At 28.9% G+C, this 16,863-nt stretch carries 18 protein-coding genes; 1 reads left to right on the top strand and 17 read right to left on the bottom strand.

From position 1 onward, the window contains the following. Positions 1-116: 116 nt before the first annotated feature. Positions 117-626, top strand: a complete 510-nt coding sequence (locus SJY17_RS04375) for an acyl-CoA thioesterase (RefSeq protein WP_397364261.1) — start codon at positions 117-119, stop codon at positions 624-626. A 47-nt stretch (positions 627-673) separates the two neighbouring features. Here SJY17_RS04375 and SJY17_RS04370 read toward each other — a convergent pair whose 3' ends face one another. The 17 genes from SJY17_RS04370 to atpG form a co-directional block, all read right to left on the bottom strand. Beyond that, positions 674-1,501 carry a hypothetical protein gene (locus tag SJY17_RS04370; RefSeq protein ID WP_397364260.1) on the bottom strand — a complete coding sequence of 276 codons (828 nt, stop codon included), beginning with the start codon at positions 1,499-1,501 and terminating at the stop codon, positions 674-676. Between the two features lie 21 nt (positions 1,502-1,522). Next, on the bottom strand, positions 1,523-1,906 hold the full coding sequence (locus tag SJY17_RS04365; protein WP_397364259.1) for a hypothetical protein: 384 nt from the start codon (positions 1,904-1,906) through the stop codon (positions 1,523-1,525). Positions 1,907-1,994: 88 nt separating this feature from the next. After that, a complete protein-coding gene (locus SJY17_RS04360) occupies positions 1,995-2,273 on the bottom strand; it encodes a hypothetical protein (RefSeq protein ID WP_397364258.1) in 279 nt (92 codons plus the stop codon). Positions 2,274-2,316: 43 nt separating this feature from the next. Then, the gene (locus tag SJY17_RS04355; RefSeq protein WP_397364257.1) at positions 2,317-2,457 is read right to left on the bottom strand and encodes a hypothetical protein; all 141 of its coding nucleotides are present in this window, start codon (positions 2,455-2,457) and stop codon (positions 2,317-2,319) included. Between the two features lie 707 nt (positions 2,458-3,164). Beyond that, positions 3,165-3,593 (bottom strand): hypothetical protein, encoded by a 429-nt coding sequence (locus SJY17_RS04350; RefSeq protein ID WP_397364256.1) that lies wholly within the window; start codon positions 3,591-3,593, stop codon positions 3,165-3,167. A gap of 46 nt (positions 3,594-3,639) precedes the next feature. Continuing rightward, on the bottom strand, positions 3,640-5,451 hold the full coding sequence (locus tag SJY17_RS04345) for a hypothetical protein (protein ID WP_397364255.1): 1,812 nt from the start codon (positions 5,449-5,451) through the stop codon (positions 3,640-3,642). Positions 5,452-5,694: 243 nt separating this feature from the next. Continuing rightward, positions 5,695-6,924: a murein hydrolase activator EnvC family protein gene (locus SJY17_RS04340; RefSeq protein WP_397364254.1), complete on the bottom strand. Its 1,230-nt coding sequence runs from the start codon at positions 6,922-6,924 to the stop codon at positions 5,695-5,697. A 3-nt stretch (positions 6,925-6,927) separates the two neighbouring features. After that, positions 6,928-7,701, bottom strand: a complete 774-nt coding sequence (locus SJY17_RS04335; RefSeq protein WP_397364253.1) for a DUF4292 domain-containing protein — start codon at positions 7,699-7,701, stop codon at positions 6,928-6,930. Beyond that, complete coding sequence (locus SJY17_RS04330) at positions 7,701-9,065, bottom strand: tetratricopeptide repeat protein (protein ID WP_397364252.1); 1,365 nt, start codon at positions 9,063-9,065, stop codon at positions 7,701-7,703. The genes SJY17_RS04335 and SJY17_RS04330 overlap by 1 nt, the downstream gene beginning before the upstream one ends. Before the next feature lie 64 nt (positions 9,066-9,129). After that, positions 9,130-10,149, bottom strand: coding sequence for a sugar phosphate nucleotidyltransferase (locus SJY17_RS04325; RefSeq protein WP_397364251.1), 1,020 nt, complete (start codon positions 10,147-10,149; stop codon positions 9,130-9,132). A 55-nt stretch (positions 10,150-10,204) separates the two neighbouring features. Next, positions 10,205-11,167 carry a tetratricopeptide repeat protein gene (locus SJY17_RS04320; RefSeq protein ID WP_397364250.1) on the bottom strand — a complete coding sequence of 321 codons (963 nt, stop codon included), beginning with the start codon at positions 11,165-11,167 and terminating at the stop codon, positions 10,205-10,207. Positions 11,168-11,176: 9 nt separating this feature from the next. Beyond that, a complete protein-coding gene (gene dut / locus SJY17_RS04315) occupies positions 11,177-11,611 on the bottom strand; it encodes a dUTP diphosphatase (protein WP_397364249.1) in 435 nt (144 codons plus the stop codon). Between the two features lie 45 nt (positions 11,612-11,656). Further along, positions 11,657-13,114 carry an oligosaccharide flippase family protein gene (locus tag SJY17_RS04310; RefSeq protein WP_397364248.1) on the bottom strand — a complete coding sequence of 486 codons (1,458 nt, stop codon included), beginning with the start codon at positions 13,112-13,114 and terminating at the stop codon, positions 11,657-11,659. A gap of 54 nt (positions 13,115-13,168) precedes the next feature. Next, positions 13,169-13,627 carry a hypothetical protein gene (locus tag SJY17_RS04305; protein ID WP_397364247.1) on the bottom strand — a complete coding sequence of 153 codons (459 nt, stop codon included), beginning with the start codon at positions 13,625-13,627 and terminating at the stop codon, positions 13,169-13,171. A 15-nt stretch (positions 13,628-13,642) separates the two neighbouring features. Beyond that, on the bottom strand, positions 13,643-14,059 hold the full coding sequence (locus SJY17_RS04300) for a hypothetical protein (RefSeq protein WP_397364246.1): 417 nt from the start codon (positions 14,057-14,059) through the stop codon (positions 13,643-13,645). A gap of 146 nt (positions 14,060-14,205) precedes the next feature. Further along, a complete protein-coding gene (locus tag SJY17_RS04295) occupies positions 14,206-15,843 on the bottom strand; it encodes a hypothetical protein (RefSeq protein ID WP_397364245.1) in 1,638 nt (545 codons plus the stop codon). Between the two features lie 145 nt (positions 15,844-15,988). Further along, positions 15,989-16,849 carry an ATP synthase F1 subunit gamma gene (gene atpG / locus SJY17_RS04290; protein ID WP_397364244.1) on the bottom strand — a complete coding sequence of 287 codons (861 nt, stop codon included), beginning with the start codon at positions 16,847-16,849 and terminating at the stop codon, positions 15,989-15,991. Between the last annotated feature and the right edge of the window lie 14 nt (positions 16,850-16,863).

Here is a 16,863-nt window from a genome sequence, read left to right as displayed (position 1 = left end):
AAATTTTAAAGTTTGTGAGGTTTTTTATTTTATAATAAATCTTAAATTATATTATCAAAAATAGGAAATGGTTATACCTTTGCATTTTAAAAAAATTTCCAAAAAAACATTTTTTTATGAACTCAAGTACAGCAGAACACTCTAAAACCATAATGACAGATTTAGTTTTACCAAGTGAAACTAATCCTTTAAATAACCTTTTTGGTGGCGAGCTTCTTGCCAGAATGGATCGTGCTGCTAGTATTAGTGCAAGACGACACTCTAGGCGTATTGTTGTTACAGCATCTGTTAACCATGTAGCATTTAATAGTGCTGTACCTTTAGGAAGTGTTGTAACTATTGAAGCAAAGGTGTCTAGAGCTTTTAAAACGTCAATGGAAGTGTATCTTGATGTTTGGGTAGAAGACAGAGAATCTGGACACAGAACTAAAGCTAATGAAGCCATTTATACTTTTGTTGCTGTAGACGAAACCGGAACGCCTGTTCCTGTACCAGAATTATTACCAGAAACAGATTTAGAAAAAGAACGCTATGCTGCTGCCTTAAGGCGTAAGCAATTAAGCTTGTTATTAGCTGGAAAAATAAAGCCAAATGATGCTACTGAGCTGAAGGCTTTGTTTGAGTGAAAAATAATAAAAACCCAATGCAATGCATTGGGTTTTTATATGGCTAATTAATATTCAAAAATTAATTTTTCATCTATAAAATACAATTTGACATATTTTCTGAATCTAACCTTCAAATTACTTTTTTGATGTATTACTGGTTCCCATTGTTTAATTATTTGTATTAGCTCTAAAGCAAATTTCTCAAAATCATTTTCTGGTTTTCTGTATCTTTTATTTTTAATAATATTGAGATTAAAAATACTATCTTTAATTTCAAACTCTAAGGTTTCATTTCTTGGCATTAAATTAGTTTTTAAAAGATTCCCTTTTTCATCCATATCCAACATTATAATTACAAAGCTGGTTTTATTAAAACTAGCTTTATTTACATTTAATAAAATAGAATCTATATTTATTAGTGGTCTAGAAAAACTAAAACCTGAAGTGTCATTATTAAAAATATAATTATTTAAATTAAAATCATTACCGTTTTGTAAAACTAACAACTCCTTTTCATTAATTTCTTTATTTGTTATAATTTTAGTATTAGAGCAAAATAAATTAAAAGATAATTTGTTGTCATTATTTTTTCCATAAATCAATAATTCTTCATATTTATCAATAAAAAAATCACAAGATGTTTTTTCTAAATTATGAATTGAATTAAATGTAAAATAAAAATGATTTGGAATACTATCACTCTTTTTATAATGCACTAAAACATCAATTTTTATTGTATATGTTGATAGGTCATTTGAATAAGTTTTTTCTGTAACTTTTCCTTTAAAAACATATTCGGACTCAAAAAACTCCAAAGCAGTTTTTGGTGTTTTACAGTCACAAGCGTATGATTTTACAGTAACAAATAAAAATAATATTATAAGTCTTTTCATATTTTTAATTGTTTTTTAGCACTAAATAGGTCTTCTATCAAGATAATAAACTTCTTTTATTAAATAAGTTTTATCCTTTTTTTGACTTTCATCAATCAAATAAATAGTTTTTGCTTTTTCAAATATTTGTAAAGTATTCTCTTTTCCTATTTTATACATTTTTTTTTGAGTTAATATAAGATCTTTATTCTTACGTAAAAAACTCTTGCAAACTCTAAACCTTTGAGGTTGTTCTTTTTCTTTAATTGAAAAACTTACAAAGTTAAATGTTAATGGAACTTTTTCTAAAACGCCTTTTGGAGTATAAAAATAAAAAAAATAAATGTAAGGTTTTTTATCTTCGTTAACTTCATAAGTTGCTTTAGACAGTTTTTTTTGTTCTTTAACCGTTTCATTAAAATACACAAAAACTACGTTTGAGTTATTTTTTACCTTTTCATTTTGCGAGATGCCAATTTGACAAAACAATAAAATTGTTGCAATAAATAAATATTTAGTCATTACAAGGAGTGTTAAAGTTATTAGTTGCGTAAACTCTATAATCAAAAAAGTTTGCACTCTTAGGAGTTGATGAGCCAATTTCGTTTTGAAAAGCTTGTGTATTTACTAAACCTTCTAAGCTTCTATAGTAATAAAATTGATCCCAATCCCAACTTGTTAAAGGGTAACCATTAATCGAATCTTCATTTTGAAACGTACTTTGAGTTTGAGCTGCTGCTATTTCAGCAGGAGTTAATAACGAGTCTCGAATTTGTGATAAAATCAGTTGCATTTAGATATTATTTTATTAAAAACTAGCTCGTATTTTTTTAGCTTTATATTGGTCTATTTGGCAAATTTTTAACTTCACGAATAAGAATCTTTTTTTTAATGATGTCGATAGAATCATCTATAAGTAGGATTGTTTTGGATTTTTCTAAAATTTGTAATGTTTTTTCTTGACCTAGTTTATCCATTAACTTTTGGTTTAAAATTATACTTTTATTTTTTCTAAGAAAACTTTTATGAACTCTAAAAATTAAAGGTTGTTCGCTTTTTGTTTTATTCGAATCAAAGAAAAAGGATAATTCTATTGAATGAACTTTATCTAATTCACCATTAGGTTTATAAAAACTAAACCTATATAAAGCTTGTTTTTTTTCTTCTTCCTTTTCAAGACTTGCAAATACTATTTTTTCTTGAATTTTCTCTATATTTTGATAATGTATAATTACTATATTCTGACTATTAATTTTTTCATAATCTTGATAGTAAATTAAATTAATAAAATAAAGTAATAGATATAATTTTAGTCATTGCAAGGTGTATTAAAGTTGTTAATAGCATAAACTCTATATCCAAAAAAGTTTGTTATTTTAGAGCCAGTAATTTCATTTTGAAAAGCTTGTGTATTACCTAAGCCTTCTAAGCTTCTATAGTAATAAAACTGATCCCAATCCCAAGAAGTATATGGTAAACCGTTTATTGCATTATAGTTTTTAGTTTCATATCTTTATTAAGCGATAATTTCTATTCTTCATCGATATAAAAATGTTCAACCTCTTTTATGATTATTAAGTTCTTTTGTGTCTCATTTTTATCAATTAAAAATATGTGTTTTGCATTTTGAAACATCCTAAAAATTTTATTAAAACCCAATGCAATACATTGGGTTTTTATATTATTACTGATTAGCAATATTAAGAAATACAACTTGTTTAATTAACACTTGATTATTTTCAATTTCTGAGCTATCTACTAAGAAGATTACTTTAGCATTGTCAAGTAATTCTTTTGTTTTCTTGTAACCTATTTTATCAATAAATTTTTTTGTTATAATTGTTTTCTTGTTTTTCTTTAAGAAACTTTTACAAACTCTAAAGTACAAGTATTTATCTTTAAAACTCCCCAAACTTCCAGAAAAAATGAGTTTTATTGGGTTTAGTTTATCAATAATACCATTGGCAGTTTTAAAATAATAATTATAGATGGTGTAATTTTTTTCTAAAGATACACCTTCAGTAATAATTTTTTTTTCAGTATTTAAATCTTTTAAATCATACCTAACAAAAACAGTATTACTATTTTCAATTAAGTTTAGATCTTGGCTCATACTTAATTGAAAAAAAGAAATATAAAAAATACAGATGTATATAAATTTAATCATTGCATGGAGTATTAAAATGTGAAGTTGAATATGACTTATAGTCGTAAAAATTAGTGATTTTTTGATTTGATGCCTCTATTTCATTTGTAAATGCAGTAGTATTGTGTAACCCTAGCAAGTTTGTATAATAATAAAATTGCTCCCAATCCCATGGTTGATAAGGTAATCCGTTAATAGTGTTTTCATTTTGAAATGAAGATTGACTCTCCGCTGCTTGTTGCTCTGTTTCAGAAATTAAATCATCTTTAATATCTCCTAAAATGTTTGATAAAGTTGGTATCATAAAATTAAACATAAACTCATGATCTTCTTGAAGAAACGTACAAGTTCCATCAAAATATTCTGTCAACAAGCTTCCTAGAGTTGAATTGTTTAATTCTTCAAGACTTGTTCCTAAATCACAATTTAACATTTTTAATTGCAAATAAGCATGTATTGATTCATGCATTACTGTTTGCGCAACAAAAAAACTTCCAGAGTTATTTATATAATTTCTGTCTATTTGTATTGTAATATCGACATTTGTAACTTCGCCATTTGTTATTGTATGATTAGTCACATGACATGTGCCATTTGGTGGATTTGATTGACCATTAGGAGTTGGTATATCCAAAATTTCAAATTTAACATTCAAATTTTCGTTTTCTCCAAATGTATCAATAAACAAATCTTTAAATTTAGGTGAGTTTACCAACTTATTATAAATACACATAAACTTAGCGTTTTCTGCAACGTTTGTAGTGTCTATGGTGTCATCGCAAGGTGCTCTTAGATTACTTAAGTCTACGTTAAATGGGGAATTGGCAGAGTATGTAGCGTTAAAAGCATCATCAGAAATTGAACAATCATCTTCAAAGATTAAAACACCAACATCACCTACACAATCACTAATTGGATCACCAGCAGTTCTTCCAAATAAATTCGAACAAAGAGCTGTAAATGTAACACTCCAACCATCATTTGCGTTACATCCTGATGCATTTGGGTCAGTATGATGCCCACCACCTGTGCATTCCTGTTGTATTGTATATTCACAAACCGTATCAAAAGGTAATTCTGTATTTGCATCACTACCACCTCCATTTGCTGGATTTGAACCTGAGCCACTATTTCCTGAGTTGCTACTTCCACCAGTACTACCAGTAGTATTGTCATTTGTAGTATCATCAGGTTCTTCTTCTTCTTCTTCAACTTCATCACATGGATCGTTTACCACATTAGAAGTATTTGGATCTACCGAACCATTTACAATCTTCAAAACACTTGACTCAACACCATCAGTATTATAGAAAATAATATCTCCAGTAAAAAAGCGCATATCTTTTGTAATATCGTGAGTTGTTGACCATGATGCTTCTGGTTTGTATGATATATAGTAATTAACAATATCTGTACCTAAATCTATAACCACAAGATTATGTTTGGAAGATACATCACTGTTAATCATTTCAAAAGTATATTTGGTGTTAGTCTCGTTAACTACCATTGCAGACTTAGAAGTGTCAACTGTACCAATTTCTAAATCTACACCTCTTGAAGCGATGATTTGTTGATTTAGAGGTTGTATTTTCTTGTTAGTTATACCAAACTGTAATGTATTATCAGTTTTATCATTTAGGAAGTTAGTTATGTTTTTAGGTATTTGTTTCCCAACAATGGTTTTAATATTAATCTCATCTACAGCAATGTCATCAACTAATCCCTGTTTAGATAGGTCGTCTTCTTTTTGACAACTATAAAAAAAGAGGGTTATACCAAATAAGAACAATCCAAATTTTAGATACGTTTTAAAATTGTGTTTCATATATAAAGTTAATTGGTTAAGTTAAATGTAACTATTACTTATGCTATGTATTACAATTAGTAATTAGTGCATTTTAATGAGTAAACACTTTTTGTTACATAAATATATAAAATTTAAAATAGTGTTGTTGTGGTTTAAACCATAACAATAATTAGTTTTTTTGTGTAATTAAATGATTGTAAGAGAATTACAAAGGTTTGTGTTTTTAGATAAAATAACAAGATTCCTGCTTTCGCAGGAATGTTACATCTTATAAACCCATTCTGCTGGATTTACAGACTTATCGTTTTTATATAAGCTAAACCATAGTAAAGTTTCGCCTTCACTAGTAGTAAAAACCTCTCCAATTTCTTGTCTGGTTACTACTTTATCTCCTGGTTTAACAGATACTTTTTTAAGATTATGGTATGCAGTAATATAATTACCATGTTTTATTAAAACCGTTGGATTTCCTCTTTTTTGAACAATAATTTTTAATACTTCACCATTAAAAACAGCTCTTACAAGTGCATTTTCTTCTGTTGCAATACGGACTCCATTACTATTAATAGTTAACGACGCATCTGTTGGATGACGTTGTACACCATACTTTACTTTAACCAAGCCTTTTTCTACAGGCCAAATTAATTTTCCTTTATTACTTAAAAAATCCGCTGCTAATAGCTTTGCTTCTGGTGTTAAGGCAAAGGTTTTAGACGTTTTTGTTGTTGTGGGTTTTCCAGCTTTTTTATTAGAACTTACAATAGCTTCTTTAATAATACGATCTATTTCTTTATCAATCTCTCTTGCTGCACGTTGCTTTGCTTTAATCTGAGCATTGTATTTTTTTAAATCTTTTTTAATGGCAGTCATGACCGTTTTATGCTGTTTCATGTCTACCTCTAATGCTTTTTGCACCTCTTTATTTTCTGCAACAAGCTTGTCTTTATCTGTTTTTTGCTGTCCTAATTTTAAGTTTAGGCTTTGTAGTTCTAAGGCTTTTTCTTTAATATTTTCTCCTTGTTGCTTTTGGTATTTAGAGTACTGATTCATATACTCCAAACGCTTATAGGCTTGTCTAAAATTACTGGAAGACAACAAAAACATAACACGGTTTTGCGATTTTTTATTTTTATATGCTGTTTGGATAGTTTTTGCGTAGTTTTCTTTTAAAATAACCAACTCTTCGCGTAAAGCAGTAATCTGTTTTTGATTACTATTTATCTCTCTGGTAATTAAATTAGCTTGCTGATTTGTGACTTTAATTAAGTTACGTCTAACGCCAAGTTTATAGTTTAAATCTTCTATTAATGAGGTTTGATTTTTCTGTTTAGACTTATTTTTAAACAATAAATTATTAATCTGTTTAATCTGGTTTTTAATTTCTAAACGTTGTGCTTCTAATTGGTCAATTTTATTTTTTTGCGCTAAAGCAGAAGTGCTGCCAAGTAAAACAAAAATTAAAATCAAAAAAAAGGATTGACAATGCTTCATAAATTATAAATCTATTTCTTTATATCCTGAAGGAATACTAAACGGAAAACGTATGTTTTCGTTTAATTTTACAGACTTTAGTTCTAGGTTGATTTCTAGTTGCTCTTGATCTTCTATAGCTAGTATTTTTGTGCGTTCTGGCAATGTTTTGCTATCTACATCTTGATACGTCAAGTAATCTATATGTAAAATACGTTTGTCTTTAGGTTGAGATATCTCTTGAGAATCCATTTTAAAATGCGATGGATTTACAAACAAAAACAACTCAAACAAATCGCGTTGCTTTTTTGGTTGCAAAATGTAAGATTTATCATTTGCAGATATCTCGTATTTATCATCTTTTAAGTTAAAAAGTGATTGTCCTAATAATAAGTTTTGCACTTTATTAAAATCTAAATCTGTTCCTAAAAGACTACTTAAATATGCAAAATCTCCATCAAAAAAAGTATTATCCCAAGTATTATAAAAAGCCACTCTAGCTGGAGTTATTAATACTTTTACCACACCTAGCTTACTCATCCAAATGGTTTTATCTTTTTCCATTCTAAAACTAACTGTCGTTCCTTTAGATTTTCCGTTTTGCAGATATTCTAGCTTAAGTCTTCCAACTAAGGTCGAAAAATCCACACTTGCTTTATTACTGTTTTTAATAAGCTGTTTAGCAGTTAAACTAGTATTAATCTGCCCATTAGACATCAAAGTTTTAGAGCCTTTACAGCCAGAAATTACTAGTGTTAGTAATATTAATAAAAACGATATGTTTGTTTTAAATTTCATTAGTTTAAACCTTCTAATTTTTTTGCTTTATCACTAAACGTCTTAGCTTTAGATAAATTGTTTGTGGTTGTATAAGCTTTGGCTAATTGCTTATAAAAATCTATTTCTGTTTTAGTGTCATCAATTATATAATCTAAGCCCATTTCTAAACTATTAATTGCTTCTTTAGGTTTGTTTAAATAATTTAATGCTACACCATTTGCTAAATATAAAACTGGTTGAGAAGGGAAAATTTCTAAACCTTCTTTACTTTTTTTATTAGCTTCTTCAAATTGCTTTAAATCTATATGAAGTAAAATTATGTTTCTTAAAATCCCAAAGTTTTCTTCTTCTTTTTGAAGTGCTTCTTCATAAAAATTAAGTGCTTTTTGTTTTTCGCCTTTAAGCAAATAGTATTGTGCTAATTCTACTAATGTTTTACCACTAGATTCTATTTTTGTTAGCATTGATGTGACGTCCACCAAATCTTGTTCGTACTGTTGATTTTTACTAACAAATTTGACAAAATCTGCTAATACTTTAATCTTAGAATCTGGATTAATCTGAGAGCTTTGCAACGCTATTTTCATAGAGTTTATAGCTTTATCATTATTACCTTGATCCAAATAAAATTTATATAAAGCAAGATGAACTAGCTCTGATTTTGGGTTGATCTCTAATAGTTTTTTAGCAGTTTCAAATGCTTTTTCAGTATTTCCGTTTTGGCTGTAACGATAAATTAATCTTAGATAAGAGTCTTCGGATTCTGGGTTTTTATCAACACGTTCTTCTAAATTTTCTATCTGATCTTTTTTACGTCCAGTAGCATTATAAATTCTGTTTCTTAAAATGTCACGATCTTTAGTAATACCTAACTCGTTATCTAAGTCGTCTAAAATCTTTAAAGCGCCTTTAAAATCTCCTGTTTGCATATAGATATTAGCTAAATCCTCTTTATAATCTGGATGATATTTTACTAATTGCTTAACAGTTTTAATTGCTTTTTTATATTCTTTTTGCTGAATATAAGTGCTATATAACTCATCTAAAAACCACTCGTTATCTGGCACCTTACTAATGGCTTTTTTTAAAGCGTCTTCTGCAGCACCAAAGTTTTTAAGTTTATTATAGTTTTTACCTAATTCAAAATACAAAATTGCATCAGAATCGTCCATATCTATACACTTCAATAAGTTTTCAATAGCACGTTGATGGTTCTCTATTCCTTTTTGTTTTAACGCTTCAAAAAAGTGCTCTTGATAGGCATCAGAAACATCTCCTAAATCATCATCTGGTGGTTTATTAAAATCTACTTGAGCAGAGTTTATCTGCGGAAACAAGAGTATTCCAAAGAAAAAAAGAACTATGTAAACAGATTTTTTCATTTATTAGGAAGATCTTTAAAAAAGCTCTTCATTATTATGTTAGTTAAGTTTATAGTCTCAATAATTATTCCAAAACAGAATAATCTCCAATACTAATTTTAGTAAATTTTCCATCATACTTAACATGATTTCCAATCATTGCGTCGTCTAAATTAGCGTTTTTTATAGAGGTATGGTTTTGTATTAAGCTATTTTTAACGGTTGAATCCTCAATAACACAATTATTACCAACCGAAACAAATGGTCCAATAGTGGTGTTTTTAAGTACTACGTTTTCGCCAATATAACAAGGTTCAATAATTGTTGAGTTTGTATTTTTAACAGAATCTGCAATTAATTGCTCATCTCCATCTGCTTTTAAAAAGCCTAACATACGTTGGTTGGTTTTTAAAGTAATTACCTTATTTCCGCAGTCCATCCACTCTGTAACTTCTCCTGTTTTAAAGGTTTTACCTTCTGCCATCATTGCTTTTATACCATCGTTAATCTGGTATTCTCCTCCATTTATAATATTATTATCCAATACCTTTTGAAGTTGGTCTTTAAGCTGATTGACTTCTTTAAAGTAATAAATACCAATAACTGCTAAATCGCTAACAAACTGTTCTGGTTTTTCTACCAATTCTACAATTTCTTTTTGATCATTTAATTTAACAACTCCATAGGCTTCTGGTTGATCCACTTGTTTTACCCAAATTACAGCATCTGCTTCTGGATCTAGATTAAAATCTGCTCTAATTAGTGTATCTGCATAAGCAATAACTGCTGGTCCAGATAAGGACTCTTTAGCACACATAATAGCATGACCAGTCCCTAATGGTTGGTCTTGTCTGTAGATAGACGCTTTGGCACCTAAGCTTGTTGCTAAATCTTTTAAACTTGATACAACATCATCTCCAAACCAAGCTGGATCACCTAAAACAAAAGCGACTTCTGTTATTGGTTGATTTAATACTTTAGCTATATCTTTTACTAAACGATGGACAATTGGTTGTCCAGCAACTGGAATTAATGGTTTTGGTACTGTTAAACTGTGTGGTCTTAAACGAGAACCTCGTCCTGCCATAGGTACTATTATTTTCATACTTAAATGTTGATTCGAATTTTGTTGATTTGTTTATTTGTTTTTGCCACGACTATTAGTCTTCTACTAATTCAATTTTATATTTTTTAGATAGTCTTTGAAGCACATCTAATTTGTTACTTTCTTCTAATTGTTTAGCTAATAATACAATATATTTTTCGGCATCTTTTTTATATGGAGAATTCATATTAATATATAAAATATAGGCTTGCATCATGTTGTCCAAACCGTTTTCATAATCGCCTTCAATGGTGTAAATACGACCTAAACCAAAATAGGTTTCTGGATCATCTTTAAATACTTTACCATATTGTCTGTATGCTTTTTTTGCTTTATCAAATTCTTCTAAAAATCCATATGCAACTGCAATATTCATTAAAGGCATACCACCTTTTGGGTCAATTCTTAAAGATTTTTTATAGCATTTAACAGCTTCTTTAAAATTGTTTAATTGTCTATGTGTCCTTCCTAAATTATCCCATGCAAATGCAAATTGTTTATCCTCTTTTACAGCCTTTTTATAAAAAGACAATGCTTTTTTATAGTCTTGATTATCAAAAGCAACTAAACCTTGATTATAATATTCCATTGCTTTTTCTTTATCAGAATAAGAGTTTTCGGACTCTTCATCGTCTGTAAAGTATATGGATTCCATATCTCCACAGGTTTCGTATAAATAAGATTCTATTTCATCATAATCAGAATCTGTTATTATAATATTTAGATCGTCTGATGGTATGGTTAGCGAATCAATTTTTGAAATATCATCCACTTTACTTAAAGTATCACTTACTTTTTCTGTCATTTCTGACATGGACTTAGTTAATTGCCAAGACATATTTGCAGAAGTAATACACGATTGAATAGCTTCGCTTTTTGCCTCTTTACTTAGGTTTGTTTGGATTTTACCAATACAATCGCAAGCATCATAAGCGACGTCCACAATTTTTTCTGAGTTGTCTTGAGCATAAGTAAATGCACTAAATAAAATGGTTGTGGTTGTTAATAGCTGTTTCATTATAAAAAATTATTTAGTTCCTGTGCTTCCAAAACCACCTTCACCTCTTGAGGTTTGAGATAAAGTTTCTACCTCAATCCATTCTGCTCGTTCATGCTTTGCAATGACTAATTGCGCAATACGCTCTCCATTTTCAATAGTAAAGTCTTGGTTAGATAGATTAACAAGAATCACACCAATCTCTCCTCTATAATCTGCATCTACAGTTCCTGGTGCATTTAAGACTGTAATTCCTTTTTTGGCTGCCAATCCGCTTCTTGGTCTCACTTGTGCTTCTAAACCTATAGGCAATTCTATAAATAAGCCTGTTTTAACTATGGTACGTTCTAGAGGCTTAAGTATTATTGACTCTGTAATATTAGCTCTTAAATCCATTCCTGCAGACGCTATAGTCTCATAATGTGGTAATGCATGATTGGATTTGTTTATTATTTTTATATTCATATTAATGATGATGAGATGCTTACTAAAGTAAAGCATGACATTAAATTATTTTTTTAATAGTTGTTTTAATTCGTTTTTTTCAAGCTGAAAAACGATGCCTAAAAATACGATTATTGCACCAATTCCTATAAAATAATTGCCTCTAAAATTATAGAAATATAACATTGAAAACACTGTTGAAACACCAAAATACAGGGCTATTTTTTTAAGATTATAAGGAATTGGATAGTGCTTTCTTCCAAAATAAAAAGATAGTAACATCATTACAGCATAAGCTGAAAGTGTAGCTATAGCTGAACCTTTAAACCCGATTTTTGGGATTAAAATATAGTTTAACACTAACGTTAAGAGTGCTCCAAATACCGAAATATAAGCTCCAAATTTAGTGCGATCTGTAATTTTATACCACACCGAAAGGTTATGATAAATACCTAAGCAAAAATTAGCTAAAAGAATAAAAGGCACAATCCACATAGCTTCATAATAAGCTTCGCTTCTAATAATGTAAGGTTTTAATAAGTCTGCAAAAACCACAACTGCTATAAAAATAACTGATCCAAATGCCACAAAGTATTCTAATATTTTTGCATAATTTTTTTGAGGGTTTTTGGCATTAGAATGACTAAAAAAATAAGGTTCGATACCTAAACGGAAAGCAGTAGCAAATAAGGTCATAAATAAAGCCAACTTGTAACATGCTGAATACATTCCTATTTGTTCTTCCGCTATATTAGCTGGTAATAATTTTTCTAACAAAATGCGATCAAAAGTTTCGTTTACAGAATAAGCAATACCTGCTATTAATACTGGCATAGCATATCGCATCATTTTTTTCCATAAAACAATATCAAAACTAAATTTAATTTTTTTATAAAATGGAAGTAATAACAATAAGGTAATTCCACTAGCTATTACATTAGAGATAAAAATGTAACTAATCTCAAAATCTGGTTTATAAATACTATTAAAAATAGAGTCTCCATCAGCTAAACCCTTTAAATACAATAACAAGAAAATATTTAAACCTAAATTAATAGCGACATTTAAAATTTTTATAATGGCATAACGCATAGGTTGTGCAGTTGCACGTAACCAAGCAAAAGGGATAATAACTAAAGCATCTAATAAAAGAATAATGAAGACTAAATTAAGGTATTTAATCTCTATGTTTATTAATGCTGAAATTTGATTTCGAAATAAAAAAGCAATACCTAGTATTGCAACAGAGCTAATAATTAAAGAGATTGCTGATGTATTCGTAACTTTTTCCTTGCTTTCTTCCTTATTAAAAAATCTGAAAAATGCAGTTTCCATTCCATAAGCCAAGACCACATTAAAAAGAACGAAATAAGCAAAAATGAATGAAACGCGACCATATTCTGCAACAGAAAGTACTTTAGGGTCAGTATATAGCGGAACCAAAATAAAGCTTAACATTCTTGGTAATACAGTCGCTAAACCATAAATAAATGTTTGTTTAAATAAAGATTTAAATCCGCTCAATGTTGTGTTTTAATTAGGCTTAAATGTATTGAATTTGTAGCAGTATAAAAAGCATTAATCTTTTGGTGGTCCATATGGATAATAAACACCTTCTTTTTCTTCGACGTAATTTACTTTATGATATTTGGTTACTCCGCTTTCTATATAGCTAATAACACACTCTCTATTCCCTAATTTAAATGGGAAAAAACCTGTTGTGGTTAGTGCATTATCTTCTGCATTGGTCAATCGTTTAGTTAATCTGGATCTATACAACCCTTTTTCTTCTTGAAGCTTCCCTTTCATTTTCCTAAAATACACACTATCAATAGTTATGTTTTTTTCAGGAATAAGGTTGGCTAAATATATATTAACTCCAGTACTTCCAATTTTAACTCCTGTAGTCCAGTTATTAAAATAAGCACGTGTTAACTGTAAAGGTGCTTCCTTTTGAAAGGCATACTGTGAGGGTTTACAACTAAAAATTGAAACAATAGTAAGAAGTAAAACTGTGGCTTTTATTGTAGGTTTCATGGTTAGAATACGTTTTTAATTTTTGTTTCTTGGTGGCGCACTTGGATATTGCTGAGCTTGTTTTTCTACAAGGTTTTCAATTTTAAAGTACTTTATTGTTCCGTTTTCTGTATAACTAATAACTGCGTCGTTTGGATTTAAATCAAAAGGGATTTTATCAGTCTCTGATGTGTAATCTTCCTTTTGATTCCCTTTTGTTAAAATACGTCCAATGAATAAATTTGGATTATTAGGCTTGGTTGTTAATGCAACTTTTTGTCCTCTAAAATAAAGGCTATCTAATTTTAAATCATTTAATTCTGAAGTTACAGGAATAAAAACATTTATTCCAGAACCTCCTCCTCTTACTCCTGCTACCCATGATTGGTAATATGCTTTATCTGTTTTAAAAGAGGCTTCTTTTTGAAGTTTTTGAGCACTAGAACATTGCATAAAAAAAAGACATGATAAAAATGAAACACTTAAGTATTTAAAAAACTGCATATATAATTGTATTTGTATAAAGATAATTAATCAAAATGTATTCCATAAAAAAACCTTATTCAAATTGAATAAGGTTTTATATTAATTTAAACTTTCTAGTTTATTTTTAATTCACCTAAAGCATCTCCTTTTTTATTTCCTCCATAAATTATAAAAGTATCTTCAGATTTTCTAAAATGTGTAGAAGGTCTTAATACAATTTGCTTTTTTTCGAAATCAGTAGGGTCAGTTCTTGTAAGTTCTCCTGTTTGTTCATTAAATGTAAAAGCAACAGGAATCATTTTGTTTACGTTTCTTACCTTTTTAACATCATCAATATCAGTTATTCCAATGTTTTTAGGATCATCGTTTACAATTACTGTTAATTGTCCATCTTTATAAATTGGGATAGCACTTAAATATTCAGGACCACTTCCTAATAAAGCTAAAGGAAAATAAACTCCAGCAGACACAGATACACCTCCTGAGCTTCCTCCAAATGATAATGTAAACCCAAGTTCTGAAACAGTTACTTGTTGTTCTTTAGGGATGACGTTACTCCAATCCAAAGTTCCATCTTTATTTAAAGCTGTTACAATAATTTCGTTTGTATTATAAGTAATTGGTGTAATTGATAAAGGACCAATTCCTGCTGATCTACCAACATAAACTAATTTAAACTCAGACATTACTATTACACCTCCATTATCTCTTTCTACAAAAGCAATATTTTGATAAAATGGTTTTAAATCTTTTCCTTTTTTTGCTCTTCTTTCTCCTATTAATTTTGTTTTTACATCAATTGTAAAGTCATTAAAGGTTTTTTTAAACACTTCTCCAGTATTATAATTAAAACTTACATCATATATACCTTCTACAGTATACTCTGCTTTACCGCTTTTTTTAAGTGCAGAATAAAATCCAATAGCGTGTAAAGTATTATCTTTAGTTTCTAATAAACTACAGTTTAAAGCACGTTTACCAGATAAAGTAATCTTGGTTACCTGCTTTTTATAATTATCTTTTGCAAGATATGAGTGTATTGTAATATTATTAATATTTGTTTTTTTCTTTTTATCCCTAAAGCTTTCAGTAGTTGCAATTAAAACATCACCATGCTCGTTAACTTGCACATCAGAAAAATCAAACAACTGTCTGTTTTTCTCTTCAAAAACAGTTTCATAAGTATCTGTTAATACTTTAGTTAAATTGTCATCTAATAATACTACAGAATAACTAAGTTCTTCTTTTCTAGAATTTAATCCAACATGTGATACTAGATAATTAAAATCATCATAAGATGTTGTAAAAACAAAAGTCCCTTTTTTTCTGTTACTTTCAGCAGGTACAGACAACACGTTTGTTGTCTTAACAATTTTGTTTCCCTTAATTTCTTTAGCTAAAAAATTATATTTCTTTGTTTTCTTATCAAAATAAGAAACCATTAAAAACACTTTTTCTCCTACTATTGCTAAATCTTCTATTTGTAATTTTTTACCGTTTATTTTATCAAATTTTAATAACGAACTAGTTTTAAATTCTTTTGAAGAAGCGTCAAAAGTTTGTAAAAAGAATTTCTTTTTGTTTCTAGCTAGTGTATAAATTGTATTATTAAGTTCTCCTGCTATTTTAACAACATCACCATCTTTAGAGGGTATACTTTCACCAAAATTAAGGCCTATGTTTCCAACTTTTAGTTGAGCAAATAATGAAGTACTGATTAATAATAGAAATAAGGTTAAGTGTTTTTTCATATTGTTTTGGGTTTTAAGATTGCTAAAATAAAATTATAATTCATTAATCTGTTAATTAAGTCCATAAAAAAACCTTATTCAAATTGAATAAGGTTTTAATACTTTATCATTTAAAGTACTTTAACTGTACTTAATGTGACTTTTATTAGTTATTTAAAGCTTCTGCACCACCAACAATCTCAAGGATTTCATTAGTAATGGCTGCTTGACGCGCTTTGTTGTACGTTAACTTTAATTGGTCTCTTAATTCTGTAGCGTTGTCTGTTGCTTTATGCATTGCAGTCATACGTGCTCCATGCTCTGATGCAAAACTATCTCTTATACCTTTGTATAGTTGAGTTTTTAATGACTTAGGAATTAATTGCTCTACGATTTCAATTTTTGAAGGTTCAAAAATATAATCTGAATTAGCTTCTGCTTCTCCTTCAATTGGTACAATAGGCAAAAACTGCTCTGTCATCACTTCTTGAGTCGCTGCGTTTTTAAATTTATTGTAAACGATTTCAATTTTATCAAACTCGCCTGCAGTAAATTTATCCATTAATAATTCTGCTATTTCGGCAACATTATCAAAAGTTAAATCATCATATATAGCGCTTTTGTTATCTATAACAATTCCTTTTTTCTCAAAAGCATCATTAGCCTTTTTACCTACTGCTAAAACAGATACGTTTTTACCTGAATATACATTAGATATTAAGTTTTGTGTCTGCTTTATAATATTAGAATTAAAAGCACCACACAACCCTCTATTTGAAGTTATTGAAACAATTAATACATTATTAACGTCGCGTTGGTTTGCAAATTTACTTCCTGAATCTGAATCTAAAGTTGCACTTAAACTTTGTAAAAGTTCTGTTAACTTATCTGCATAAGGACGCATTGCAGTAATAGCATCTTGAGCCTTCTTTAACTTAGCAGCAGATACCATTTTCATGGCACTTGTAATCTGCATCGTTGAAGATACTGAAGATATTCTATTACGTATTTCTTTTAAATTTGCCATATTTTAAAATATGA

It is taken from the genome of Olleya sp. R77988 (assembly GCF_044594215.1).
Taxonomy (GTDB): domain Bacteria; phylum Bacteroidota; class Bacteroidia; order Flavobacteriales; family Flavobacteriaceae; genus Olleya.
This window is presented reverse-complemented; position numbering and strand designations above follow the sequence as displayed.

Coding starts and splice junctions, on each gene's coding strand:
- SJY17_RS04375 (WP_397364261.1), top strand. CDS start 117: ATGAACTCAAGTACAGCAGAACACTCTAAAACCATAATGACAGATTTA.
- SJY17_RS04370 (WP_397364260.1), bottom strand. CDS start 1,501: ATGAAAAGACTTATAATATTATTTTTATTTGTTACTGTAAAATCATAC.
- SJY17_RS04360 (WP_397364258.1), bottom strand. CDS start 2,273: ATGCAACTGATTTTATCACAAATTCGAGACTCGTTATTAACTCCTGCT.
- SJY17_RS04355 (WP_397364257.1), bottom strand. CDS start 2,457: ATGGATAAACTAGGTCAAGAAAAAACATTACAAATTTTAGAAAAATCC.
- SJY17_RS04350 (WP_397364256.1), bottom strand. CDS start 3,593: ATGAGCCAAGATCTAAACTTAATTGAAAATAGTAATACTGTTTTTGTT.
- SJY17_RS04345 (WP_397364255.1), bottom strand. CDS start 5,451: ATGAAACACAATTTTAAAACGTATCTAAAATTTGGATTGTTCTTATTT.
- SJY17_RS04340 (WP_397364254.1), bottom strand. CDS start 6,924: ATGAAGCATTGTCAATCCTTTTTTTTGATTTTAATTTTTGTTTTACTT.
- SJY17_RS04335 (WP_397364253.1), bottom strand. CDS start 7,701: ATGAAATTTAAAACAAACATATCGTTTTTATTAATATTACTAACACTA.
- SJY17_RS04330 (WP_397364252.1), bottom strand. CDS start 9,065: ATGAAAAAATCTGTTTACATAGTTCTTTTTTTCTTTGGAATACTCTTG.
- SJY17_RS04325 (WP_397364251.1), bottom strand. CDS start 10,149: ATGAAAATAATAGTACCTATGGCAGGACGAGGTTCTCGTTTAAGACCA.
- SJY17_RS04320 (WP_397364250.1), bottom strand. CDS start 11,167: ATGAAACAGCTATTAACAACCACAACCATTTTATTTAGTGCATTTACT.
- dut (WP_397364249.1), bottom strand. CDS start 11,611: ATGAATATAAAAATAATAAACAAATCCAATCATGCATTACCACATTAT.
- SJY17_RS04305 (WP_397364247.1), bottom strand. CDS start 13,627: ATGAAACCTACAATAAAAGCCACAGTTTTACTTCTTACTATTGTTTCA.
- SJY17_RS04300 (WP_397364246.1), bottom strand. CDS start 14,059: ATGCAATGTTCTAGTGCTCAAAAACTTCAAAAAGAAGCCTCTTTTAAA.
- SJY17_RS04295 (WP_397364245.1), bottom strand. CDS start 15,843: ATGAAAAAACACTTAACCTTATTTCTATTATTAATCAGTACTTCATTA.
- atpG (WP_397364244.1), bottom strand. CDS start 16,849: ATGGCAAATTTAAAAGAAATACGTAATAGAATATCTTCAGTATCTTCA.